We start from the raw sequence: 24,853 nt of genomic DNA on the forward strand, positions 1-24,853 counted from the left end.
AGGCTAAAAAATAGCCATTGTAATTTTTGCTACATTTAAATTTTTATCTCCAAGCGATCGCGAAGATTTCCTAATTTTTTCATTATTAATCACAAAAAATATCAAGTTGAGTATTGCTCTTTTTTTATACTCAGTAACACTGTTGCCATAAGTTACATTCATCACTAGTTTAAGTCTAGTTATGGAGAATAAAAGTCATGATTAATCTAAGTAGAAAAAACTTGGAAAAAAGATATTACGCTCAAACTAATTTGGATAATTATCTCAGATATAACTCCGATGACGACTTATTCATAGGTAAATCAAAATATTTCATTAAATAAGGGATTTTAAGTATTTATGCCGATGATATTTAATTAAAATTATATTATGTCTTTAGAGAAAATCCCAAAATAGATGTTATCTATAATACACGGGTAGTTGTAAACCTTTAGAACTGACATCAATAGGGTATCGTCACTTTGGTGTGCAATCACCGTAACGTTTTTTTAAGAAATTTTTGACTTGCCGAAAAAAGCGTTACATAGCCAAAGTCCCCATTTGAAAAAGGTTTCGCCCTTAAAATTGGAATTATAATTTCAGGAGGTGGCCTAAAATTACGCTAAAACCCTGATCCCCAAGCCAAAAGGTTCATGTTAGTCTGTTGCAGTTATAAATAACAAAAGTGAAAGCGGAACGAGTTCGAGTTTTTCAGAAGGGAAATCACTTTCACAAAGTGACAAATCCCACGAATCATAAAACTAAAGTTCTACAGTCGCTTTAAAAACGAACGCATGAATCAAAGACATTTGTGGACTATTGTTGCCCTGTTTATGACTGTTTTGGGAATACCCACAGTCGGTTGCACTCAAACGACCAAGGCAAATCCGCTAGCTTCCCAAAAATCACCTGCACCTGATGTAGTGAAGGTGGGAGAGTATCAATCAACAGCAGGGAAACAAACCTTGGATGCTGTGATTACAGAAATTCACTCTCACAACATCGGAAAACGTAAGGCAGCAACCCTTTTTATCAAAAATATTCCTGTTCTCACTTTTTTGAGTTCCGTATCAAATGCGAGTCCTGAAACTAAAAAAGTTGGTACAATTGGAAATTCTGGGGGCATACAATCGTATGCCCTTATTGCTAGCAATTCACTAAAGGCAGTGAGTACTGGGGACGTCACAGATGTGAGTAACCAGATTAGCTCTGTTGACAATGACCCAGTTCAGATAGCTGGTGTAATAGCAGCTAAGATCAACCAGTTGAATCGGGAAAATGTGGACGGGACTAAGATTACCGTAAGTTGGAAAGCAGGGGAAAAATCTACTGCCAATCAAGCGCAAAACAAAAGCGCTCCCCTCCAGCAAAATGGCGATTGCTATATAATCAAAATTAATGGCGAAGAATTGGTCGAAATCAACGAAGATACGCAATTAGCAGGTACCACCAACAATCTGGCGCAAGATGCATTGCAAGCAACCAATCGTCTGCGAAGACTACTAGGCAATGCATCTCCATTAAAAGAAATTGCGAATTTACCAATTCGTCTGCCAATATCAATACCAAAACTACCCCAACAGATTGCCGTCGGAGTAGTGCGAATCTCTTTCGGAGGCATAGCTTCCTATTACGGGTATGATGGTTCTGGTAATAGTACTGCTAGCGGTCAGAGGTTCAATCCAGAAGGCATGACTGCCGCCCATCGTAGCTTACCCTTTGGTACACAAGTTCGTGTAACCAACACCCGCAATGGTCGTTCTGTAGTGGTGCGGATTAATGACCGGGGTCCATACGTTCGGGGTCGAGTCATAGACCTGTCTGCTGGCGCAGCTCGGATTTTAGGAATGATGGGCAGTGGAGTGGCACCAGTACAGATTGAAGTCTTAAAGTAGTTATTAGTAAGTAGGGAATAGGGAGTAAGAATTTTAGATTTTAGATTTTGGATTAAAGAATTGAAATTTAATCCAAAATCGTCAATCCAAAATCAAAAATTGAATTGCCCTGTTTGTCCAATGCCCAATGCACAATGCCCAATGCCCAATGCCCAATGCCCAATGCCCAATTCCCAATTCGCAGTTCCGTATCACTTAATTCCCCTAGATCAATCATCTCTTCCCCTATTTCAGATATAAACTAACGGGGGAGGGATCGATAAGAACTAGGGGTATTTTTGTGCGCCTGCTAACAACAGTCGCAGCTTTACGCTGCTATTTAACTAAACGCTGCTCAGAAAACAAGCTGATTGCTGTTACCGAGGATCAGAGACTAGATGAGATGACTGGCTGGTATCAGACGGCAGTCGGTCTGGTGCCAACGATGGGAAATTTGCATCAAGGTCATTTAAGCATGATTCAACGGGCGCGGCAAGAAAATTCTACGGTGATTGTGAGTATTTTCGTCAATCCCCTGCAATTCGCTCCCAATGAGGATTATCAACGCTACCCCCGCACTTTAGAGCAAGACCAACAACTTTGCGAACAAGCTGGGGTAGATGCCATTTTTGCACCGACTCCTGAAGAAATGGCAGTTCCCCAGAAAAGTATCCAAGAATCAAAGGTTACACAAGTTATCCCCCCATCTGCTATGATAACAGGCTTGTGTGGTCGTTCTCGGATAGGTCACTTTCAGGGTGTAACTACGATTGTTACCAAACTTTTCAACTTGGTACAGCCTGATCGTGCCTACTTTGGTCAAAAGGATGGTCAGCAACTAGCAATTATTAAAAGGCTGGTAGCTGACTTAAATTTGCCAGTAGAAATTGTTGTTTGTCCAACAGTGCGGGAAGCATCGGGTCTTGCCTTCAGTTCTCGTAATCAATATTTGACGGTGACGGCAAAAGAGCAAGCAGAGGTATTATATCGCGGCTTGAGACGAGCTGAAGCTGCGTTTCGGGCTGGCGATCGCAATAGCAACAAGTTGATAGCAGTGGTACAGCAAGAAGTGGCAATGGTCAGCACGGTTTTAGTGGAATATATTGAATTGGTTGAACCGACTACGTTGATGTCTTTAGAAAAAGTTGAGGAGGAAGGAATGTTGGCGATCGCAGCTCGTCTTGGTGCTACACGTTTGATTGACAATACCATATTGCGCGATCGTCAACCTATCATCGCCATTGATGGTCCAGCTGGTGCTGGAAAATCTACAGTGGCGCGTCAAGTGGCAGCAGACCTGGGCTTAGTGTATTTAGATACAGGAGCGATGTACCGTGCTGTCACTTGGTTAGTAGTGCAAAAGGGGATTGCTATTGATGATGAGTGTGCGATCGCAGAATTAACTAACCAGTGTAAAATTGAACTTACTCCTAACCCCGATTTACAATCTACCGTGCGGGTTTGGATTAACGGTACTGATATTACCCAGGTAATTCGCACCATTGAGGTAACATCTCTTGTATCGGCGATCGCGGCACAAAGCGCTGTACGTCAAGCACTGGTTAAACAACAGCAAAACTGGGGTAAAAGAGGTGGTTTAGTCGCTGAAGGACGGGATATCGGTACTCACGTATTCCCCGATGCCGAAGTGAAAATCTTCTTAACCGCTTCTGTGAGTGAACGCGCCCGTCGCCGCCAGCAAGACTTTAACAAACAAGGTCAACCCAAAGTTAGTTTAGAGCAGCTGGAACGGGACATTGCCGAACGTGACTGGAAAGATAGTACACGCAAAGTTTCGCCTTTACAAAAAGCAGCAGATGCGATCGAAGTTCAAACCGATGGTTTGGACGTGTCTGAAGTCACGGCACAAATCGTTAACTATTACCAGCAGCGTTTATCTCAGTGCTAATCACCACTATTTGCTGTTAGTTTTTTAGTTTCAAAGGGTGGTGGGTGAGTGATTATTCACTTACCATCCTCAAAACTGATTTAAAAACAAAATAGATAATTTGACGATTGGCTATCTTGATTGAAAATCAAGCCTTATACTAGAAATATTAAATTATTTAAGTATTAAATCATCTCGCTATCGAGTGATTTATCATATCGCAATTAATCCTACTAAAGATAGAAGTATGAAAACTCTAATTGCTAAATGCTAGTTACATATTGGACTTTCACTATGAGATATTAGCCATTTTTATTTAGATTCATTAATGACTAGCGATTTGACTAATCACAAAAGTATTTTGTTTTCATCTTCACTTGATCTTCACTTTGGTAGTAGAATAACGATGTTAAGTTTTATGTTTGATCATGAAAGACATAAAGCTATCAAAAACAAAAGCTGTTAATTTCCTAAGCTTCTGGAATAGTTTAAGACTAGAAACCGATAAAGAGAGGATTTCACACAATGGTATTTGTACAAGAACCACTACCCTTTGACAAGAATGCTCTAGAGCCATATGGCATGAAAGCTGAGACTTTCGAGTATCACTATGGCAAGCATCACAAAGCTTATGTAGACAATCTCAACAAGCTCACTGAAGGTACTGAACTTGCCGATAAGTCTCTGGAAGAGGTGATCAAAATTTCCTTCAAAGACTCCTCTAAGGCGGGAATCTTTAACAACGCTGCTCAAGTTTGGAACCACACCTTCTTTTGGAATTCCTTGAAACCCGCAGGTGGTGGCGCACCCACTGGTGAACTCGCAGCCAAGATTAATAAAGATTTTGGTAGCTTAGACAAATTCAACGAAGAGTTCTCTAACGCCGCCACAACTCAATTCGGTAGCGGATGGTCTTGGTTGATTGATGATGGTGGTACGCTGAAGGTGATTAAGACACCAAATGCAGAGAACCCTCTAGCTCATGGTAAGAAGGCACTCTTAACTTTGGATGTTTGGGAACACGCCTACTACATTGACTACAAAAATGCCCGTCCAGCGTTCATCAAGAATTTCCTAGAAAAGTTGGTGAACTGGGACTTTGTTGCTGAAAATTTGGCTAAAGCTTAATCAATTGCCAGTTTTGAAGTGGCTGTTATGCCTTTTGACAAGCTGCTTTGCGTCTACGTGGCTTGTGCCAGATAAGTAGTCAGATAAAATTAATTACACAACGTCATTGCGAATGTAGAAAAGCGTAATGTTCGCCCTACAGCCCTTCGGGCATCTTACGGCAGGCGTTTCCGCAGGGGTAGCAATTCCCTTGCGGTTGGGATTGCAACTCTTGGAGACACCCCGCGTAGCTTGCTTGTTTGTTCGCATAGCGTCCCGTAGGGAAGGAGTACGCCCTGTTCGCAATGACTGTAAATATTTTTGTTTAGCTACTTATGTAAAATAGAAACAATCAGTTAATTGACCAATCTTGTTAGCAGTCACGAACTAGTCTCGTGACTGTTTTTAGTTGACTGTTGAGGGGATGGGGGAGATGAGGGAGCAAAATCTAGCTTTTCTGAGAATTGCGATTCATTATGACCAGGATAATGCTGTTGGTTTTGGGTCACGAATCGTAAAATAGCATTTGGATCGTAACTGGGACATACTCTATTTGCCCCAGGTTAGAGCTAAAAACTTTGAAAACTGGACTTAGGAGTAAAAACAATGGTGCAAGCTGTACAACAAGAACTGACACTAGAAAAGGTAAATAAAGCTATTGAGGCAATCCTCAATGTTTTGGAAGTCCCCGAACCCGGAAATGATTTACACGCCAAGGCTTTATCTGCCTTTGCAAATGGCGATTACCAAACTGTAAAGCGGTTAGCCTCGACCAATTTATCTGATTGTTATGTTAAGGCACTGGGTTATTTAGGTGGGGCTTTGAAGCTAACGCCAAACACTGACACAATTCTGGCAGAGTCGGCACGGGCAGCGGCTGACTTTGCACGAGAGAGAACATTACGTAAACTTGGGGCTGCGATCGCATCTGCACTAAACTAATAATTTTTCTGAGAGGAAACGCAGAGGCACAGAGAGAAAAATGAGATTTTTCGAGTCACCTGGAAAGGGCTAGTTGAAACCCTTATCATATATAGATTTTATTAAATTCGAGCAAATGTCAAAAAATGAGCTAACGGGCAGTAGTAAAGAACTAGCGCAATACATCGAAGCAACGAATAGCATCACTAAGCCTTGGCTATTGGTACAACTGCGCCTCAAGAAATTGCAAGAGCGTCGAGCCACTCTTACAAACGATGTCTACACCAAAGAATTAGAAGACATTTACCAAGACTTGATGAATTTGGGTGAATGGTGGCGCGGTATTGAAGATGAGGTATTTTAAAGTGAGGAGTTATGAGCTACGAGCAATGAGTTTTCCTAACTCCTAACAGACGCGATTAATCGCGTCTGTTAACTTCTAACTTAAAACGCAACCTGATGGCTCAAGCTCTCGATCAAGTCGATTATCATACTCTCGATGCCGCAAAACGACGCTTCATCGATGCCGCAAAACGCACACTTGGCTTTGCAAGCGCTTATGGCATCGTGCCCGCGTCGGGTCTGGGAGCAAGTGCTAACGCTTTCAGCTTCAACCTCGCTCCGTTTCTAGAGGCGGGGGCTAGAGAACTTTCTATGACACTTGTCCCCGAAGGACTGGGCACCGCAGACGATACCCGCCCTGACGACCTCTGTGAAGAGGAGCTTCGACGATTCTGGTGGAACATTGGTATCAAGATCATCTCGTGTCTTACGAACGACGCCGCAACTTCCGGTATGCAGACTATACTTCTCGGTCTTTATCTGCCGTCGAGTACTCCTGAAACAATCTTTACCCCCGCTTTTCTTGATGGGTTTCTGGATGGAGTGGTTGAGGGGTGCAAACGAGTGGGATGTGTCTATCTCTCAGGGGAAACTCCTCAACTAAAAACTAAGATGATTCCAGGGCGGCTCGACATCGCCGGCTCGGTTTTTGGGGTTATGCCGGTTGGTATCGCTCCTATTGATAGCTCGCGTCTGGATGCCGGAAATACCATTGTTCTTGTCGAGAGTTCGGGACCCCATGAAAACGGCTTTACCCCACTGCGAAAGCTTGCCGAGTCTCTCCCTGATGGATACAGAACAAAACTTCCAAGTGGGCAGGAGTTCTGGGAAGCGATGAATGCTGCGTCGTATCTTTACACGCCGCTTGTACAGGCGGTGCTTGGCGAAGGAATTCGTCCTACGGCGATGGAAAATATCACTGGACATGGATGGCAAAAGCTGATGCGGTCGGTGAAGCCACTCCGGTATGTCATCGAAACGATGCTCCCAGTGCCGGAGATATTTACGTTTGTCGAAGGTCATCTTGAGGGCGGGGCAACGACGATGCTTTCCGTATTCAATTACGGTGCAGGATTTGCATTCTATACTGAGTCGGAGCAGGATGCAGAGAGGATCGTTCTGCTGGCAAGAGAACATCAGCTAACGGCCGTGATTGCAGGAAGGGTTGAAGCGTCCCTTAGCCGAGAGGTAGTGGTAAAACCGCTTGAAGTCACCTTGAAGGGAGATTCTTTTGGGATTGCACGAGGAGTATAATCAGCCCCAAGTGTAGGCATAGCCCGTCGTAGACATCGCCACTTTTCTGGGAGCTATTGTAGATTCACAGGATTTTCTTACTTTTGCGATGCCTGGGTTGGGCTACGCCTACGCACAATTTATTACTGGTTAGATAAAACCAGTGTAACTATTGAGATAAATAAGGATTTTTACACACAAAATAAAATTGCATTTCCGGCTTATTAGAGATAATTACTCTAGTAAGCCTTTAGTATATAAGTAATTCAACACAGATACTATAGACGTATTTATGAAACTTTGGATGCAATATTGATTACTACCTAAAATTGAAGTAGTTCAAAATACCCATGACCACTTAGATTAAGATTTGCTAACGTAGTCTTAACATATTAAAAAATTTGCTGACAAAGCTGAGAAAGTAGCAGCCAACACTAATTTTATATTGTTGGGTCTTTCTTATCTGTAGATGTAGCGTTTTAGTGTGTTAAGAATATACATTTTTGTTCCGAGGGGGTTATGGTTGTAAATTTGGCCCAAACTACTGCTTCGGCAGAACTTTTGAAGCAAGTATTCCATAACATTGATGCACATAGTTGTCCAAGGTTATTCAACTTTCATATGCACACTGTCTACTCGGATGGGAGATTGCAGCCGAGTGCATTGATGGAGCAGGCGATCGCGATTGGACTAAAAGGTTTAGCCATCACGGATCATCATGGTATTATCGGCTATCAAGCATCACTTGCTTGGTTAGAAGACTGGAAGTGGAGTAATCCTGGTGCAAGCACTCCTCACCTGTGGAGTGGCGTGGAAATCAATGCCAAGCTTTTGGATATAGAAGTTCACATTTTGGCTTACGCTTTTGAAACAGAACACCCTAGTATAAAACCCTATCTGCAAAGAAGGGCGACTACAGGGCAAGAATATCAGGCAAGTAACGTGATTGCCGCTATTCATGAAGCTGGGGGATTGGCAATTTTGGCTCATCCAGCTCGTTACAAGCGATCGCATTTCGACTTAATTCCAGCTGCGTCCCAAAAGGGTATCGATGGCGTGGAAACTTTCTACGCCTACAATAATCCTAACCCCTGGCAACCCAGCATAATGGAATCAGAACAAGTGCAAAAGTTGGCTGATGAATACTTTCTTTTCAATACCTGTGGTACTGATACCCACGGTTTGAGCCTGCTACAACGCTTGTAAAGCAATACCTTGTCCGTAAAGGACACGCTACGCGAACGCCAATTTACCAGGCTTGGGAATAGGGTTTAAGCCCATCTTAAAGGTCAAACAACAAAAATCCATCGGCTAAATTAATTGGCCACAGGTGGAGCGTCTCCGGCTCCGCAAAATTCTTCTGTCCAGTAGTACTTGCGGCTAATATCAGCTTGTCTATTAGTCACGCCCATCAACTGCTATGCGATCGCGTTGTGCCATTACTAGACGTAAAATCAAACTTACACAATTGACGTTTCCTCAGTAGGTAATAACCACCTCACTTTAATTCAAAAGTTATTTTTATTACAATCTATATAATTGTCTTGTTAGTAGAAAGACAGATGAAATCCTTGTCCATATTAGTAAATAACAAAAAATCTAACTCTAATCCGCAAAAATTACGTAGACATCATATATTTATATTAAAAGATATACCAGTATATTGGCTGGTTGCAATCTAGCATTAGCATCAATATAATGTATTAAAATAGACATAATCTTCTACTTAGGTAGGAGGTTTTGAGCTAATGACTATCAATACAATTACCCTCACCCCTCTTACCTTCGGTGATCCGAATCAGTTGGTTGTGAGTTGGTAATTGAATGTGTGCTTTTAATACTTTGATATTCCTGCAACAAAGTGGGAAAGTTCCTTTCGCTCTAATATTAAACATTGAAATTGAGTGTAATAAACATGCAAGAAGTACTAGCGTTGATTGAACAAAAAAAACAAGAATATGCTCAACTGCCCTTGTTTGATTTTATGCAAAACAAAACTATAAATCCCAGACAAAGGTTAGCTTGGGCACCATGTGCTGCTCATTTTATTATGAATTTTGGAGAACTGAATAAGTATTTTTTGCGAGTAGAACCAACTAGTGATCCAATCCAGACACTAATTAACAGGCATACTTATGAAGATGACCATCATTGGCTGTGGTTTTTGGAAGATTTGAAAAACCTAGAACTTGACAGATCATTGAAATTTACTGACGCATTAAAATTTCTTTGGAGTGAAGAAACTAAGAATGCTCGCTGGTTAAACTATCAACTCTATCGATATAGTTCACAAGCTACTCCTATTCAGAAAATTATAGTTATTGAAGTTACCGAAGCGACGGGTAACATAATGTTTTCAACGGCAGCAGAGATTGGCAAGGAAATTAAAGCAATTACCCAAAAACCATGCAGATATTTTGCAGATTTTCATTTGGATGTTGAAACTGGTCACACGACAGGTGCATCTGGAATAGAAGGAATTTTACAACATATTCAACTATCAGAAGTAACTCGACAAGAAGCTTTGGAATTGGTTGAGAACTTATTTACAGCTTTCACGCAATTTACAAATGAGCTTTTGGTATATGCTGAAACCCATAAAATCGAGCAACAATTGAAAGCCGCAGAAATTCTTGAACAAGCTTTTTGAATTTTGAATTCCCCAAAGGGGTTGACTTTCATACTTAACTTTAGACTAAAAGAGGAATTTTAAATATGTCACAGCATATACAAAATGTTGTAATTGTTGGTGGTGGTTCAGCAGGTTGGATGACGGCAGCTTATTTGAGTAAAGCACTAGATAAAAATATTCAGATTACTCTGGTGGAATCATCTAACATCACAAAAGTTGGAGTTGGAGAAGCAACTTTTAGTACCATCAAACTATTCTTCGATTTTCTTGGGCTACAAGAATATGAATGGATGCCAAAGTGTAATGCCACATATAAGATGGCAATTAAGTTTGTCAACTGGAATGCGAAGGGGCAAGATTTCTACCATCCTTTCCAGAGATATGAGGTGATTGACGGCTTTGATATCTCTGAATGGTGGCTGAAAATGAAAAAAGATCAAGAAGCATTTGATTATGCCTGTTTTCTAATTCCCTGGCTGTGTGACCATAAAAGTTCTCCTAGATATCTTGATGGGAAAGTCTTTGATAACAAAGTTCAAAATGAATTTTCTCAGGAGCATATTCTCAAGAAAAACATCCTAGATAATTTGAAGATTCAGTATCCCTACGCCTATCATTTTGATGCGAATCTACTCGCCAGATTCATGAAAGATTATGGAATGGAAAGGGGAGTGAAGCAAATTGTTGATGATGTGGTGGATATCAAGTTAACTGAAGATGGGAGTATAGATAGCCTGACAACCAAAGAGCATGGCATTCTCAGTGGGGATCTTTTCATTGATTGTACTGGTTTTAGTGGTCTTTTAATCAACAAAGCGCTTGGTGAGCCATTCATTTCTTATTCAGAGTCGCTGTTGTGCGATCGCGCGATCGCAATGCAGATACCAACTGATCTAAAAAAAGATGGCATCAACCCTTACACCACAGCAACTGCGCTTTCGTCTGGTTGGGTCTGGAATATACCTTTGTATGGCAGAAATGGTACAGGGTATGTTTATTCGAGCGCATTCATTTCTCCTGAGGAAGCAGAACAGGAATTTCGCCAGCATTTGGGAGCCGTTGCTGATAATTGCAAGGCATCTCATATCAAGATGCGGATTGGACGTAACAGAAACTCATGGGTGAAAAACTGTGTAGCAATTGGTCTTTCTAGTGGATTTGTGGAACCACTAGAATCTACTGGCATCTTCTTTATTCAACATGGAATTGAAGAGTTAGTTAGCCACTTTCCCAGCAAATCTTTCAATGAAGAGCTAATTCACAGCTATAACAAAGTTATCGCTAACTGCATAGATGGTGTGCGAGAATTTTTGACACTTCATTACTATGCTAGCGATCGCACTGACACAGAGTTCTGGAAAGCGACTAAGAACAATATCAAAGTCTCAGAAGAACTACAGGAAAAATTAAGATTATGGAAGAATAGACTGCCAAGCAATAAGAGTATCAACCCGAAATACCACGGCTTCGAGTCTTACTCTTATTCGGTAATGTTGATGGGGCTAAACTATATGCCTGAAAGCAGTCTTCCCATTTTAGAGCATATCGGAAATCACAATGCCCAAGCTGCATTTGGGGAAATTAAGGAAAGAGCCAATTACCTGACTTCAACCTTGCCGTCTCAGTATGAATACTTAACTCATATAATTAAGTCACAAGAACAGTCGGAGTATCTGAGTGTGGTTAGCGATCGGCCACAGCAGATTCCTGCACTAATTTCATAATTTAGGAGAACCGAAGATGACGGTCAAAAAAGTATGCGTGATTGGCTCTGGAGTTAGCGGATTAGTCTCAGCAAAGACATTTATTGAGGAAGGTTACGAAGTTACATTATTCGAGAAACGGCAGGGACTTGGTGGTGTGTGGGAAAAATCGAGGATGTACCCCGGACTGTCGCTCCAAAATCCCAGAGACACATATGCTTTCTCAGACTATCCGATGCCAGCCTCTTATCCAGAATGGCCTTCAGGAGAGCAAATATCCGCTTACCTTGAATCCTATGCCCAATACTTTGGCGTAGCAGAAAAAATTCAGTTCGGTGCGAAAGTAACTAAAGTAGAGCGCAAATCAGAAAATACTAATGGATGGATGGTTAGTGTTAGCTTTCAAGAAGATGGTAAGGAAATAAGAAAACAAAATTACGAGTTCGACTTTGTTATTGTGTGCAATGGCACTTTTGATATTCCCTACATTCCGAACTTGCCGGGAATGGAAGAGTTCATTGCAGCCGGAGGTCAGGTAATACATAGTAACGACTTTAATGACAGCTCTGTAATTGAGGGCAAGCGAGTGGTTGTTGTCGGTTTTGGCAAGTCAGCCACCGATATTGCGAATATCGCAGCTAGCAAGGCCAAGGAATGTACCCTTGTGTTCCGTCAAGCGCTGTGGAAAGTTCCCAACTTCTTTCTCGGTCTGTTCAACATCAAGTATATTTTCCTGACTCGGTTTGCAGAAACTTGGACACCCTATCATAAACTTCAAGGATGGGAAAAGTGGCTGCATAGTTTTGGGAAGCCACTGGTGTGGGCATTCTGGCGGCTAAATGAGACTATCCTGCGCTTACAATTTCCGCTTGATGCTTGTGGGATGGTGCCCAAAGAACCTATGAGCAAATTGATCGGTTGTGGTATCGGCTTGGTGCCTAAAGGCTTTTTTGAGTATGTACGCGCAGGCAAAATTCATGCTGTCAAGACAAAGATCAACAAATTTTTTGCTAGTGGCGTAGAATTGGATAACGGTGAGCAAGTACAGGCAGATATTGTTGTCTTTGGCACAGGATTTCTTCAGGATATCCCCTTTTTAGAAGAGAAGTACCACAAGCAAGTATTTGATCAGCAAGGCACTATCCATCTTTACCGCCATCTGATTCACCCTCATGTTCCACAGATGGGTTTTGTTGGTTATAACTATACTTTCTGTGCCCAATTATCAGCAGAAATTGGTGCTAGGTGGTTATCAGAGTATATCAAAGGAACTATACCTTTACCGTCTGAGCAACAGATGCTAGAGGATGTAACGGCAGAGTTGGAATGGAAGAAGAAAGATCGGCCATATGCTTTCGTTAGTGGAGCATGTATAATTCCTTTTACATTCCATTACATTGATGAGTTGCTTCGGGATATGGGTCTGAATAGCCGCCGTCAAGGAGGGAACTTGCTTGGGGAGTTGCTGATGCCAATAGATCCATCTGCCTACAAGAATCTGGGCCAGGAATTACAGGTAAAACAACATCCATCTCTCAATGATTCAGCGATCGCGGCGGCAAGTGTAGAGGTAAGAAGCGTTCGTTGATAAGCTGATGTGCAGCTAAATTGTATAACACGAAAACGTAAAATTATTGTAGTGCGGGCATCTTGCCCGCGTCGCATATACAGCACTTCCTGCTGCTATGAGGTACAAATACTTGGAATGCTATTAGCACAGACAAACGGTAATTCGATCAATTAGTGTACCTCATAACTTCGGTAAGTGCTGTACAAATTACAGCTATTTTCAGGTAAATAGACCACGCAGTAAGGGCACAGCATTGCTCATTGGTGTCAACTTAACGTGAAAGCTAGTTATAGACTGGCTTTTAGAGATTGTCTCCTTTCTCTACAAGTACCATCGGTGCGAGAGTTACATCGATTATTAAATCGAGAAGACAATGCTTGTTGTGCAAAGCGACTTGCGTATCACAACAAGCATTGTCTAAGCAATTTCTAGTGTCTCTAATCGAGAACTTGACCACGACCTTATTGCTTATCTTACTTCTCCTAAAAATCGAGATTTGGGAATTGTTAAATATCAACCCAAATCTCGATTGCGAGATCCTTTGGACTTATCTCCATACCCCACTTGACATTTTGGCGTAGGCGTAGACCGTCGTAGACATCGCTTTAAGTATGAGGTAAATTATCTTCAATCCGAAATTAGTGTCGCCATCCGCGCAATACTGCTCCTAATGTAGCGATTCCCTCAACAATCTTCTGTGTTGGCTGAAAGCTAAAAGCTAATCTGATGGCATCATCCCCCTGTCCATTGGCGTAGCAGCGAGTTCCTGGCAGAAAACTGATGCCGTGTTCACTGGCGGCAGTTAGGAGTGCTTTGGCGCTGATGTCTGGCGGCAATTTACACCAAACGAAGAAGCCCCCGCCTGGTCGTAAGGCAACTATATCACTGGGAAACTCGTGAGCGATCGCTTCTAACAACAAATTACACTTATGCTTATAGCAGGCGATTAACTCTTGAATATGATGATCTAGTTTGCCTGTAGCACAGTAGCGGGCGACCACATGGCTGACAAATGGCCCCACAGGTCCCTCACTTTTGAACATTGCCAACCGCTCAATAATTGCTGGATCTCCACAAGCCCAGCCTAGCCGGATACCAGGCGCAATAATTTTCGAGAAGGTACTCACATATAATACCCACCCCTCCTTGTCGAGGGTTGCCAAGGGTGGCACCGTTTCCCCTTGGAAGCGCAAATCGCTATAAGCATCGTCTTCCACCACTAGCACGCCATATTCCGCCGCTAACCCTACCAGTTTTTGGCGGCGAAATAACGGCATAGTCGCGCCTGTGGGATTATGGAAAGTGGGGATGGTGTAAATAAACCGGGGTCGAATGCCCTGTTTCTTCAAGTCGCTCAATGTTACTTCTAATGCATCGACATCCATCCCCAACTCATCCACGGGAATGGTAATTATGCGTGCGCCAGCGTGGACAAATCTGGCAACTACTCCCAAGAAAGTTGGACCTTCCACAATTACGACATCACCAGGTTCCACAAACACATCTGGCAGCAAGCCGAGAATCTGACTAGAACCGTAGCCAATGAGCAGGCGATCGCGATCGGCAGCAATTCCTTTAGCCTGCAAGCGGAGGATAATTTGCTCATACAATTGGGCTGAAGGTGGCCCGTAATTGAGGGCGATCGGAGCCTCTTCTGCCAGCACAACGGCACTTGCAGCAGCCAAGTCAGCGTGAGGAAAAAGAATTGGGTCCGCTAGACCGTAGTCAAAGCTAACAGTGATAATTTTGGTTAACTCTGTACCATAGGTTGGTGGTGTCAGATTTCTAGCTCTTTTGGCGAACAAATCAGTAATTCGGTAAGCAGAAGTAGTGGGAGCCATAAGTAGTTCAAAATTGAAAGTCAGAATACAGAACACACAAAAAGGCAATTGGCGAAAAGTCAGATCGGAAGCTTCCCCTGATCTAAACTTTTCAAGAGAGTGGGGGTCTTAAACTTTCCTTAAGCGCTCAGAATTCATGGTGGATTCTGGCTCCTGACGAATGTATTCTTTTTTATAACATCATGACAAGTATCGTGAATATTGACTGATAGAAGGGAATTACTAGAGTGAAATCAATTAACTTGAAGTGGCAGCAGCTAATTCTAGGCTTAGGCTGTCTGCTACTAATCATTGCCTGTAAAAGTTTCTATCCCACTACTAACTCAGATGCTAAACTTCTCAAGGTGGCGACAGACCCCACCTTTGTCCCTTTTGAAATCCAAACAGCTAGCGGTAACTTTGAAGGTTTTGATATTGATTTGATGAATGTGCTCGCTAAAGTAGCAGGTTTTGTAGTCCAGTTTGAAAGTCTACCGTTTGATGGTATGATCTCGACTTTGCAAGCCAAAAGAGTCGATGCCGCAATCAGTGGGATTACGATTACGCCCGAACGCCTAAAAACAATTGCTTTTTCACGACCTTATTTTAAAGCCGGACTAGCGATCGCTGTCCGCGAAGACAACCAAAATATTAAAGACTTCAAAAGTCTCCAGGGGAAAAAAATTGCTGTACAAATTGGTTCAACTGGGGCAGATTTTGCCAAAACCATCCCCAATGCCAAAATTAGTACTTTTAATTCTGGGCCAGAATTTTTCCAAGACTTGCTCAATGGCAACGTTGATGCTGTGGTTAGCGATGCTTTTGCTACTTTGTATGCGATTAAAAATGGCAAACTCAAAGGCATCAAAGTTGTTGCCAATCTGCTCACCCAAGAATACTACGGGATTGCTACGCCTAAAAACTCTCCCCATTTAGATGCAATTAACAAAGGTATAGAAACTTTGTTATCCAATGGCACTTACAAGCAAATTTATCAAAAATGGTTTAACGCTGAACCTCCGCAATTGCCAGACTCTTGGGCATTGGGCATTGGTCATTAAACTTATCTGTAAATTAGGTTTTAACCCCTGATTTATAAGGCTTTGAGGTTAATTCGCGGATATCTCTATTGGAAATTGGTGATTGTTCTTTCTTTTTATTACCCATGCCCCATGCCCAATGCCCAATGCCCCATTTCCCATTTATAAGCAATTGACTGCCAATATATTAAATATTTATCTAATATGCGTCACAATTAATACTGCCACCAAAATTCATTGATAAACTACAATTTCTTGTAGGTCTACTGTAGTCAGGGACAGCCAATTGTGGCATCTTGGATCTTAGTGGCTAAAAGCACCTTGGAACGGGAATTAAGGAACTTCCACTATGCTGATTTGCCCTCAGTGTAAATTTGAAAACCCCAATAGCAACAAATTCTGTCAAAACTGTGGCACGTCTCTGACTCACAAAGTCTGTCCTGAATGCAGTACCGATGATGTAGCTGTGAATGCACTACGTTGTCATAAATGTGGCACGGACTGTGGAACAGTGTTTTGGGCAATTATTGCTAAGGAAACGACTGGGGAAGCTTTGGTAGTAGAGGGGGATAAGGGAGATGTGGAAATAGAGAAAGATCAGGGAGATATGGGAGATGAGGGAGCAATCTCTTCCTCATCTCCTCTATCCCCTAGTTCTCAAATTGCATTAGGCTCCTATTTAGACTCCCAAGAGCGCTATCAATTGTTAGATCCGCTACCTGCCCAAACGGAAACTGCCACCATTACTGATGTAGGTGTAAGAGTTCTAGACTGCCAGCCGTATGAAATATCACCCATTGGGGCGATACTAGCAAGTCAGCAATCAGATTTAGTCACGCCATCAGTGGAAGCAAGTGGAATTCCTCGCCTTGCTAAACTTTATATTGCCCTACAATCCCAAGATCAGCGAGGGATACCGCCGATTCACGATGCATGGCAGCAGGGGGATATGCAGATAGTCATAATCGAAGACCGCTCGCATTGGCAGCTTTTACTCGACCTCTGGCAAGAAGAAACGACGAGTTCGTTAAAAATTTTACACTGGTGTTATGAAATGACCCAACTTTGGGCATTATTGGAACCAGTAAATTGTCGTCAAAGCCTTTTAGATTTGTCGAATTTGCGATTGGATGAAGACCAAACACTGGCGCTGCAAAGGTTGTATGTGGAATCATCGAATTCTCAGCCCACCACCGAGTCGTCAGAAGATGCCCAAGCCCAAACATCTGCTATTCTAGAGCAACCGTTAACTATCCAAGCTTTGGGGCGGGTTTGGCAAGCGCTATTTAAGCAGTCTCAACGCACTCAATTTGGCTCTGTAGTCCAGATGTTGGGGGATTTAGATGTAGGTAAGATTCAGACGATCGCCCAGTTGCGATCGCGTTTGGAGGAAATCTCTATTGAACTGGAAACACTATCAAGCGCAACTTTACCCCCAATAAAGGAGAAAAATACTGCTGTGGCCACTATCCCGCAATCAGATGAGCCAGAAGATATCATTAGGAAAATTGATGATATGCCAACTGTTGTGCTGGCGATGCAGTTAAGTAGCTTGGAAGATGCAGGATGCACAGATGTGGGGCGTCAACGTCATCATAACGAAGACTACTTTGGCATTGAAACCAAAATAATTAAACTAGAGTTGCCTAAAAGTCAAGTTCTGCAAGGGCATGGTTTATATATTCTCTGTGATGGTATGGGTGGACACGCTGGCGGCGAGATAGCCAGTGAGTTAGCAGTCAACACCCTACGGCAATACTTTCAAGAACACTGGATTGCCAACCAACTACCAACAGAAGATAGCATTCGTGAGGCAGTGTATTTAGCTAATGACGCGATTTACAAGCTCAATCAACAAGATGCCCGTTCTGGAGTCGGGCGCATGGGTACAACTTTGGTAATGCTCTTAATTCAAGATACTCAAATAGCAGTTGCTCATGTGGGAGATAGCCGTCTCTATCGCTTGACGCGCAAGCAGGGACTAGAACAAGTCACAGTAGATCACGAAGTTGGGCAACGGGAAATTACGCGCGGAGTGGAAGCAAGCATAGCTTATGCCCGCCCGGATGCCTACCAACTCACTCAAGCCTTGGGTCCTCGTGATGAAAACTCGATTAATCCTGATGTCGGCTTTTTCGAGATCAATGAAGATACTCTTCTGTTGTTGGCATCGGACGGTCTATCAGATAATGATTTATTAGAAACTCATTGGCAGACTCACTTAGAACCCTTACTTAGTTCTGGCGCTAACTTAGAACGGGGTGTAACAGGCTTAATTGATTTGGCGAACCAACACAATGGTCACGACAACATTACTGCTATACTTATTCGGGCAAAAGTACGCCCAAATCTGGAAAGTTAATAATCCAAGTTGCGGGTTATCAATTGATGTGTACTTATAATTCTCAATTCATGCGATGCCTGGGTTGGGCAACGCCTTAATACGCTTGGGTTAAGGATAATTGTAGGTTGGGTTGAACATTCGTGTTACCCAACATTAAACGTTAATTGTTGGGTTTCGTTCCTCAACCTAACCTACGCAGATTAAGGCTTTTGGCACTAATCCAAGCGTATTGATCTACGCCTACCCTTACAACAAAATGACGCCACCGCCCCTTAGACTTGATTGAGAATTCAGTTACGTAAAAGAAAAAATAAATACTTGTATGATATTTTAGAGGGTAGAAAAATCTAGATGTTTTGGTTGTCTCGATGGCTAGTGTTAGGAACTATACTTGTTAGCTTAACTTTTAGCAGACCTCTATTTGCCAGTCAATCTATGAACCAAAAAGATATCCAGATATTAATAGAAAAGGCTAAAGATGCCTGGGTTGCTCAAGATGTCGATGCTCTTGCACAGCTGTTTACGGTTGATGGGGAACTAATCGTGCCTGGTGAATGCTGGCGGGGGCAAGAAAGAATTCGAGAAGAAGTTACCCATTTTAAACAACAATATTCAGATGTCAAAATAGACATCCAGAGGATTATCGTTGGAGCAAATCAGGCAGCAGTAGAATGGTACTACGAAGATACGGAAAAGGCAACAGGTCGTCGTAATAAAGCTGATGATGTAATTGTCGTAGATTTCAAGGATGGTCAAATTAGTCGTTGGCGTGAATATTTTGATACACAAACGCCAGCTAACAGCTAGTTGCACTAGCCGGGTAGTCAAGTCTCCTTAGTTCAAAATTAATTAAGGAGATTTGACTATCAGAACTAAGTTATAATTTACAAAGACACAAGACGTTTACCACCTCAGACCGCTCTGATGAAGAGTTTAATCTTCCCTTAGTGATAATAAAATGGAGGAAGCGACAAAAACTCCACACCGTCAATGCCTTTGATTGATTAATACTGTTCAAACATCTGCGATCGCTCTCCTTCGATGTCTAATAATGGGTCACAGCGGCATAACACCCAGACAGTATTCTTTGTTTTCATTTACAAGAATAGCTAACAGTTGGGTGAAAAACCCAGACTCTAGGGTAGGATACTAAGTAGCTAAGGGAAAGAGCTATATTGGTTATACAAGCCTATCTAAAGTAAGATTTTAATTCTTTATCTTTGAATTGTTACCTGCTCATTTGACGCCGTTGGGATTGTGCTTGGTTGAACTGCTTTTGTTGTGGTGTTAATTGGTTGTAATCACTTGAAGATTGCATATCCCACTGTAATTCCGCTAGTAACAGTAAACTAACAGTCATAATTAGCCCCGTTGAGAGAAACTGCATGACACCGCAGTACGGTAAAACTAAGATTCCCAGCAAATGAATAAACCCCATGAAAACATTTCAAGGCTTTTAGCTAGATTTTTCAACTACCTTTTGGCGATCGCAGCACGAAGATATCAAATAAGCGTGGTAGAGTGGCGATCGCTCCTTCACTCATCCACGCTTAAGTGTTAACTAATCTAACCCTCTATTTACGTACTAGGTTGAGCAGTTCTTTAGGAGAAGCGAGTAAGTCAATCCCTACAAAGAAGATTTTGCCTTCGGGATTTAGCAAAAACCGCCATGCAATATTCATACCCACACTGGCACCGAACCAAGGGCTTTGAACTTTGCCTGTGACTTTAACTTGTGTATAGCCATCTTCCACTGGCTCAGAGACACCGCGCTCTGGGATCATCTTCAATCCCTGGCATTCTTCACGCATATAAACGCGGATTCCGTCCTGACCAACAATCGGTCTTTCAAAGGGAGGTTGTAAGGCACCTTCAGAGGTAAACAGAGCAACCGCAGCATCAAAGTCATTGGCATTCATGTTGTTGATATAGCCCAGCACCGTAGCATTCTCAACGCCTTCGATGGTGACTTTAGTCCGAAATGCTTGTGCAGTGGGAGGAGATACCGGCTCTGAGACTTTTTTGTAACTACCGGGAGCGTTCGGGTCAAATCCCATGCTGACTACGGTATTGCGTAGGATTGTGATTTGTTGACCTGAATCAGCATTGCGGATGGCTTCCAACACCTCGGCAGCCTTTGGAGAAAGCTTGTAGCCTTCTGGGATTGGAGCAACGATTCCCTGGGCCATCCATTCTCCTAACTGATACCAGAAGCCCAACTTGATGTTCACGGTGAAAGATGCATAGGAACGGCAGAAGGGAGTGTCAGCAGAGTTAGCCAAATCGTACATGACTTGCGTTTGAGCCTCAAAAGACATCTGCTTAATTTGTTCGAGTAAGCCTTGTGCGAGGATCATGTTGGCTGCTCCAGGAGCAGCAACCGTAATACTTTTACCCATCTCGGTATAGGCAAACCAGAGTAATGCTAGTTGATCTTCAGCATTGAGCTGAGAGAATGATTCGATAACAGTTGGAACAACGTCAGCAATTAGGGTGCCGGGAAAAATACTTTGAGCCGACTGGATGGTAAAAGGCATAGCAGAAATTCCCAAAAGAAAATTACAGTTCTATCGAATCTAAAAATCAAATGTGCAAAGACGGAGGGTAAATGCGTTTAGCTGTTAACAAAGGCACTCAGCAGTCTTTGCAATTGCTTTACCAAAGACCATAGCAATTAATGTTGCCATTGAGTTTGGATACTCGGCAAGGCAAATCGCAGGCTCAACTGCATAGTTATTTAGATACCTTTAATCAACAGTGGTTTAACGCATTATATTGCTTTGTATCTTTCTGTAAAGAAAGATATCAATTTTGTTACAAAGAAGCAATACTTCCTCAGTTATACATTAATAATTTCTGTTTATACAAATAAGTAAGTTTTACTGAAGTCAAATTAAAGGCAATTGATGCCTTTGTGTGTATTCACTTCCAAGAGTGATGCCGAACAGCCCGCACTTCCACAAAGCTCAGTGACCATCGTAGACATCGCACTCACGCATCAAACTTCCGTAAATAATCCTTAATTGAACCTATAGCAGCTCTGTGTTGGGTGCAATACGCCCGCTTTTTGGGAAGTCAGAAGCCAGAATTCAGGTAAAAATCGCTATATTGCGATGCCTACCTTCTCGCACAAATCCAAAATACGCTAGTTGCTTAGTACGGATTTTACCACCTTATCTTTATGTCAAGTACTTGCAAAGAATATTTACAATAGTTTATATTGATTTACAGATAACAAAAATAGAGAGTAAAAGATGACAAATAAAGGCTTTACCATTAACGAGCGCGGTCAACTCAACAGATTTGCGATTGAACCCAAGGTTTATGTTGATGAAACCTCACGGACAGGCTTCACCGAATATGCCAAAAAACTCAATGGCCGTTTGGCAATGATTGGTTTTGTCTCACTCATCGCTTTGGAAGTTCTCACCGGACATGGTTTGATTGGATGGCTAACCAGCCTTTAGATAAGACACTTCAGATTTACAACTTTTCCTTACTTGACAAATAAAACAATTTAGAGAGAAACTATGAAAACTGATTTTGATTACCCCAAAAAAGATTTAATTGGGACTGTTGTTTTTAGACCTGATTTCAACAACTTTGAGATTATCAATGCAAATCAAGCCTGGTCATTGTTTTTCACAGTCGGTCAAGACGACAAGGGACTGGGACAAGAAATTGAATTCGGCAGATTTTTCACTAACTTTTTAATTGCCATTGGAGCAACTGGAATTCTTTGGGCGATTTACTTCAGCCAATTGGGATGAGCAAGTTTGTTCATTTCTAGTGTGTGATAACTTCAATGGAGGTCTTGGATTTGGATACCAGCACTTCTTTTAACTTTTCAATAGGTCTAAAAAACTCTGTTTAGCTTTGGAAAAAGTTTGATGTTGATTGGATTTATAAAGCTTCCCAATTTGTCGCGGTATTGTGGATACGTGGGCTTAGAAGTAGCACAAACGGTTTCTAAATATCTTGCAGTTCAAAATAAAACCTATGTAATTCAAAATAGAAGGTTATTAATACATCAACTTTTAAAATCTGGTCTGGATTCTCATACAGCAAATCGAACTATTACAGTACTTATATCAAGCCCGTCTTTACAATTAACCAACAAAAACCAGTGTGCAATTAATTATAGTATAGGCGAAACTAACTATACAACAGGCATTGATAACGATATTAGACCTGCTTTGAAAGAGTGGTGAGTGGTGAGTGCTGAGTTAAAAGTTAGGAATTAATTTTGAAATTTGAAATTTGAAATTTTCTTGTTAACTCTCTTTTCTCCTCAGTCCACAGTTCAACGCAAACAACGAATCGCCTCTAATAGACCTCTAGCTTTATTCAGCGTCTCTTCGTATTCTTTCTCTGGCTCAGAATCAGCCACCAAACCTGCACCAGCTTGTACGCTGACCGTATTATCATGCACTACCATTGTGCGAATTGCGATCGCAGTATTTAATTGTCCTTCAAAATCGTAATATCCATACACACCGGAATAAACTCCGCGACGGCTAGACTCTAACTCGTGGATAATTTCCATCGCCCGAATCTTGGGTGCGCCACTTACCGTACCTGCTGGGAAGCAAGCTTTCAATAAATCCCACGCTGTTTTATCAAGTGCTAATTTACCCACAACATTGCTGACAATGTGCATCACATGGGAGTAGCGCTCAACTACCATTAATTCATCAACTTTGACGCTACCATTTTGACAAACACGCCCCAAATCATTCCGCCCTAAATCAACAAGCATCACATGTTCGGCAATTTCTTTCGGATCTTGGAGTAAATCCTGAGCGAAGGCTGCATCTTCCTGGCTAGTTTTACCCCGTGGACGCGTCCCGGCAATTGGGCGTACCGTTGCTATCACTCCACCATCAGGATCGGTTTCGGCTTTCACCATCACTTCAGGACTGGAACCGATGATTTGCCAATCTTGAAAGTTAAAGTAAGCCATGTAAGGCGAAGGATTTATCTGACGTAGGGAGCGGTAAAGGGCAAATGGATCGCCTGTGTATGGTGTTGATAGTCGCTGGGAAATTACTACTTGAAAAATATCGCCTGCTTTGATGTGAGCTTTTGCTTTTTGGACACTGGCACAAAAATCAGGACGGGTGAAGTTGCTAGTATATTCCTCTGCTCCTCCAGATACGCGACTTTCAGGTGGTTTCCATTCCAATCTGGTTTTTTCTGGAGATAGTGGCAGAGATAGCTTTTCAAGCATTTGGGTGACGCGATCGCACGCTTGTTGATATACTGCTTTGAAGTCTACTTTCTCTTCACGTAAATCAGCATAAGCGATCGCCCAAATTTTCCGCTTCACCTGGTCAAAAATCAACAGGTGGTCTACCTGCATCCACAACCCATCAGGGATATTTCGCTCATCTGGTGGATAAATTGGCACGCGCGGTTCAATCCAGCGAATCAATTCATAGCCCCAAAACCCAAACAAACCGCCAATTCCTGGTGGTAGCTGTGGTAATTTAACTGGGTGATAAGATGCTAAACATTCGGCTAAAGCTGTAAAAGGGTCGCCTGCGAAAACGACTTGCGAACCATCGCGGTTTTTCTGGGTGGTGCTCCCGCCCCTTGCTTCCAAAACCCACACCGGATCACAGCCCACTAAACTATAGCGTCCTAGTTTTTCCCCACCTTCTATCGATTCCAACAAAAAGCTATAGGGCTGACCTGCACAAACTTTATACCAAGCAGATACGGGCGTATCTAAGTCCGCTACCCATTCTTGATATACCGGGACGAAGTTGCCTTGTAGAGCTAGCTGAGAAAATTCTGAGAAATCGGGGAATACCATAAATTGCTTAGGGATAGGGCATGGGCATAGGGCATTGAGAAGAGGCAGAGGAGCGGGGTGCAGGGGGCAGAGGGGAAAACTCTTCTCCCTTGATCCCTGCTCCCTGCGCCCTTGCTTCCTCACCAGTCCCTAGTCCCTATGGCTCGTAGGTAGCTTTACCACTGAACTTGAGTTGTGATTGATTGGGGTTTTGCCCAATGCCGCGTGGGACATAACCGACTTTTCCACGACCTTCATTCACCTTCTCAGGGAAGACACCATCAGCTGGGTGAAGTAAAGTAGTTTCTCCGTTGGGTAAAATCCGGTAAACTTTGTAATCTGTAATTTTGAGTTTACGGAGTTGCTGACCGCCCAAAAAGATGCCATATTCTTTACGAGCTATATACAGCAGGTTTTCACCTTTCCGCATAATAGCAGCACCACCTGTAGGTAATTCAAAAACTTGCTCTTTCGGGCTAGTCCAAGTGATAGCGTACTTTTCTTCCACTTGTGCTTTGTTTAGCAAGCCACCAGTGCTGCCAGCAAATAGCGGGGTTTGTCCAGAGAGTGTTTCTGCCATAAATGATGATTCTCTCAACGTTT

Annotated in this window: 22 protein-coding genes; 16 read left to right on the forward strand and 6 right to left on the reverse strand. The window is 42.4% G+C overall.

All coding sequences use genetic code 11. The features are described 5' to 3' along the window. The first annotated feature begins 773 nt into the window (after positions 1 to 773). On the forward strand, positions 774 to 1,874 hold the full coding sequence (locus V7K31_RS00340; protein ID WP_335091909.1) for a septal ring lytic transglycosylase RlpA family protein: 1,101 nt from the start codon (positions 774 to 776) through the stop codon (positions 1,872 to 1,874). Between the two features lie 67 nt (positions 1,875 to 1,941). Here V7K31_RS00340 and V7K31_RS00345 read toward each other — a convergent pair whose 3' ends face one another. Beyond that, positions 1,942 to 2,091 (reverse strand): hypothetical protein, encoded by a 150-nt coding sequence (locus V7K31_RS00345; RefSeq protein ID WP_335091910.1) that lies wholly within the window; start codon positions 2,089 to 2,091, stop codon positions 1,942 to 1,944. Positions 2,092 to 2,154: 63 nt separating this feature from the next. Here V7K31_RS00345 and V7K31_RS00350 point away from each other — a divergent pair, with 63 nt between their 5' ends. The 9 genes from V7K31_RS00350 (at position 2,155) to V7K31_RS00390 (ending at position 13,267) form a co-directional block, all read left to right on the forward strand. After that, positions 2,155 to 3,762 (forward strand): bifunctional pantoate--beta-alanine ligase/(d)CMP kinase, encoded by a 1,608-nt coding sequence (locus V7K31_RS00350; RefSeq protein WP_335091911.1) that lies wholly within the window; start codon positions 2,155 to 2,157, stop codon positions 3,760 to 3,762. A gap of 504 nt (positions 3,763 to 4,266) precedes the next feature. Then, a complete protein-coding gene (locus V7K31_RS00355; protein ID WP_335091912.1) occupies positions 4,267 to 4,869 on the forward strand; it encodes a superoxide dismutase in 603 nt (200 codons plus the stop codon). A gap of 585 nt (positions 4,870 to 5,454) precedes the next feature. Beyond that, entirely contained in the window at positions 5,455 to 5,790 is a 336-nt protein-coding gene (locus V7K31_RS00360; RefSeq protein WP_335091913.1) for a hypothetical protein, read from the forward strand. A 115-nt stretch (positions 5,791 to 5,905) separates the two neighbouring features. Continuing rightward, positions 5,906 to 6,133 carry a hypothetical protein gene (locus tag V7K31_RS00365; protein ID WP_334830232.1) on the forward strand — a complete coding sequence of 76 codons (228 nt, stop codon included), beginning with the start codon at positions 5,906 to 5,908 and terminating at the stop codon, positions 6,131 to 6,133. 95 nt (positions 6,134 to 6,228) lie between these two features. Beyond that, on the forward strand, positions 6,229 to 7,365 hold the full coding sequence (locus V7K31_RS00370; RefSeq protein ID WP_335091915.1) for an AIR synthase related protein: 1,137 nt from the start codon (positions 6,229 to 6,231) through the stop codon (positions 7,363 to 7,365). 498 nt (positions 7,366 to 7,863) lie between these two features. Further along, positions 7,864 to 8,550: a PHP domain-containing protein gene (locus tag V7K31_RS00375; RefSeq protein ID WP_335091917.1), complete on the forward strand. Its 687-nt coding sequence runs from the start codon at positions 7,864 to 7,866 to the stop codon at positions 8,548 to 8,550. 688 nt (positions 8,551 to 9,238) lie between these two features. Then, positions 9,239 to 9,994: a hypothetical protein gene (locus V7K31_RS00380; protein WP_335091919.1), complete on the forward strand. Its 756-nt coding sequence runs from the start codon at positions 9,239 to 9,241 to the stop codon at positions 9,992 to 9,994. 65 nt (positions 9,995 to 10,059) lie between these two features. Further along, the gene (locus tag V7K31_RS00385) at positions 10,060 to 11,700 is read left to right on the forward strand and encodes a tryptophan halogenase family protein (RefSeq protein ID WP_335091921.1); all 1,641 of its coding nucleotides are present in this window, start codon (positions 10,060 to 10,062) and stop codon (positions 11,698 to 11,700) included. Between the two features lie 16 nt (positions 11,701 to 11,716). Continuing rightward, positions 11,717 to 13,267, forward strand: a complete 1,551-nt coding sequence (locus V7K31_RS00390; RefSeq protein ID WP_335091922.1) for a flavin-containing monooxygenase — start codon at positions 11,717 to 11,719, stop codon at positions 13,265 to 13,267. Between the two features lie 620 nt (positions 13,268 to 13,887). On the opposite strand, the gene V7K31_RS00395 is transcribed toward V7K31_RS00390, so the two are convergent. Then, a complete protein-coding gene (locus tag V7K31_RS00395; protein ID WP_335091924.1) occupies positions 13,888 to 15,090 on the reverse strand; it encodes an aminotransferase-like domain-containing protein in 1,203 nt (400 codons plus the stop codon). A 227-nt stretch (positions 15,091 to 15,317) separates the two neighbouring features. Between V7K31_RS00395 and V7K31_RS00400 the strand changes: the two genes are divergently transcribed. The 3 genes from V7K31_RS00400 (at position 15,318) to V7K31_RS00410 (ending at position 19,260) form a co-directional block, all read left to right on the forward strand. Next, entirely contained in the window at positions 15,318 to 16,130 is an 813-nt protein-coding gene (locus V7K31_RS00400) for a basic amino acid ABC transporter substrate-binding protein (protein ID WP_335091926.1), read from the forward strand. Between the two features lie 328 nt (positions 16,131 to 16,458). Beyond that, on the forward strand, positions 16,459 to 18,471 hold the full coding sequence (locus tag V7K31_RS00405) for a serine/threonine phosphatase (RefSeq protein WP_335091928.1): 2,013 nt from the start codon (positions 16,459 to 16,461) through the stop codon (positions 18,469 to 18,471). Between the two features lie 417 nt (positions 18,472 to 18,888). Then, complete coding sequence (locus V7K31_RS00410; RefSeq protein WP_335091930.1) at positions 18,889 to 19,260, forward strand: nuclear transport factor 2 family protein; 372 nt, start codon at positions 18,889 to 18,891, stop codon at positions 19,258 to 19,260. Between the two features lie 421 nt (positions 19,261 to 19,681). On the opposite strand, the gene V7K31_RS00415 is transcribed toward V7K31_RS00410, so the two are convergent. Next, positions 19,682 to 19,891 (reverse strand): hypothetical protein, encoded by a 210-nt coding sequence (locus tag V7K31_RS00415; protein ID WP_335091932.1) that lies wholly within the window; start codon positions 19,889 to 19,891, stop codon positions 19,682 to 19,684. Positions 19,892 to 20,027: 136 nt separating this feature from the next. Next, positions 20,028 to 20,990 (reverse strand): orange carotenoid protein N-terminal domain-containing protein, encoded by a 963-nt coding sequence (locus V7K31_RS00420; protein ID WP_335091934.1) that lies wholly within the window; start codon positions 20,988 to 20,990, stop codon positions 20,028 to 20,030. A gap of 717 nt (positions 20,991 to 21,707) precedes the next feature. On the opposite strand from V7K31_RS00420, the gene V7K31_RS00425 reads away from it, so the two are divergent. The 3 genes from V7K31_RS00425 (at position 21,708) to V7K31_RS00435 (ending at position 22,664) form a co-directional block, all read left to right on the forward strand. Then, the gene (locus V7K31_RS00425) at positions 21,708 to 21,920 is read left to right on the forward strand and encodes a high light inducible protein (RefSeq protein WP_335091936.1); all 213 of its coding nucleotides are present in this window, start codon (positions 21,708 to 21,710) and stop codon (positions 21,918 to 21,920) included. A gap of 63 nt (positions 21,921 to 21,983) precedes the next feature. Further along, on the forward strand, positions 21,984 to 22,223 hold the full coding sequence (locus V7K31_RS00430; protein ID WP_335091938.1) for a hypothetical protein: 240 nt from the start codon (positions 21,984 to 21,986) through the stop codon (positions 22,221 to 22,223). Positions 22,224 to 22,343: 120 nt separating this feature from the next. Beyond that, complete coding sequence (locus V7K31_RS00435; protein WP_335091939.1) at positions 22,344 to 22,664, forward strand: hypothetical protein; 321 nt, start codon at positions 22,344 to 22,346, stop codon at positions 22,662 to 22,664. A gap of 92 nt (positions 22,665 to 22,756) precedes the next feature. Here the strand turns inward: V7K31_RS00435 and trpE are convergent, their stop codons facing one another. Continuing rightward, on the reverse strand, positions 22,757 to 24,271 hold the full coding sequence (gene trpE / locus V7K31_RS00440) for an anthranilate synthase component I (protein ID WP_335091941.1): 1,515 nt from the start codon (positions 24,269 to 24,271) through the stop codon (positions 22,757 to 22,759). A gap of 136 nt (positions 24,272 to 24,407) precedes the next feature. After that, the gene (locus tag V7K31_RS00445) at positions 24,408 to 24,830 is read right to left on the reverse strand and encodes a photosystem I reaction center subunit II PsaD (protein WP_335091943.1); all 423 of its coding nucleotides are present in this window, start codon (positions 24,828 to 24,830) and stop codon (positions 24,408 to 24,410) included. Positions 24,831 to 24,853 lie beyond the last annotated feature (23 nt).

Source organism: Nostoc sp., from assembly GCF_036917675.1.
In the GTDB taxonomy this organism is placed as follows: domain Bacteria; phylum Cyanobacteriota; class Cyanobacteriia; order Cyanobacteriales; family Nostocaceae; genus Nostoc.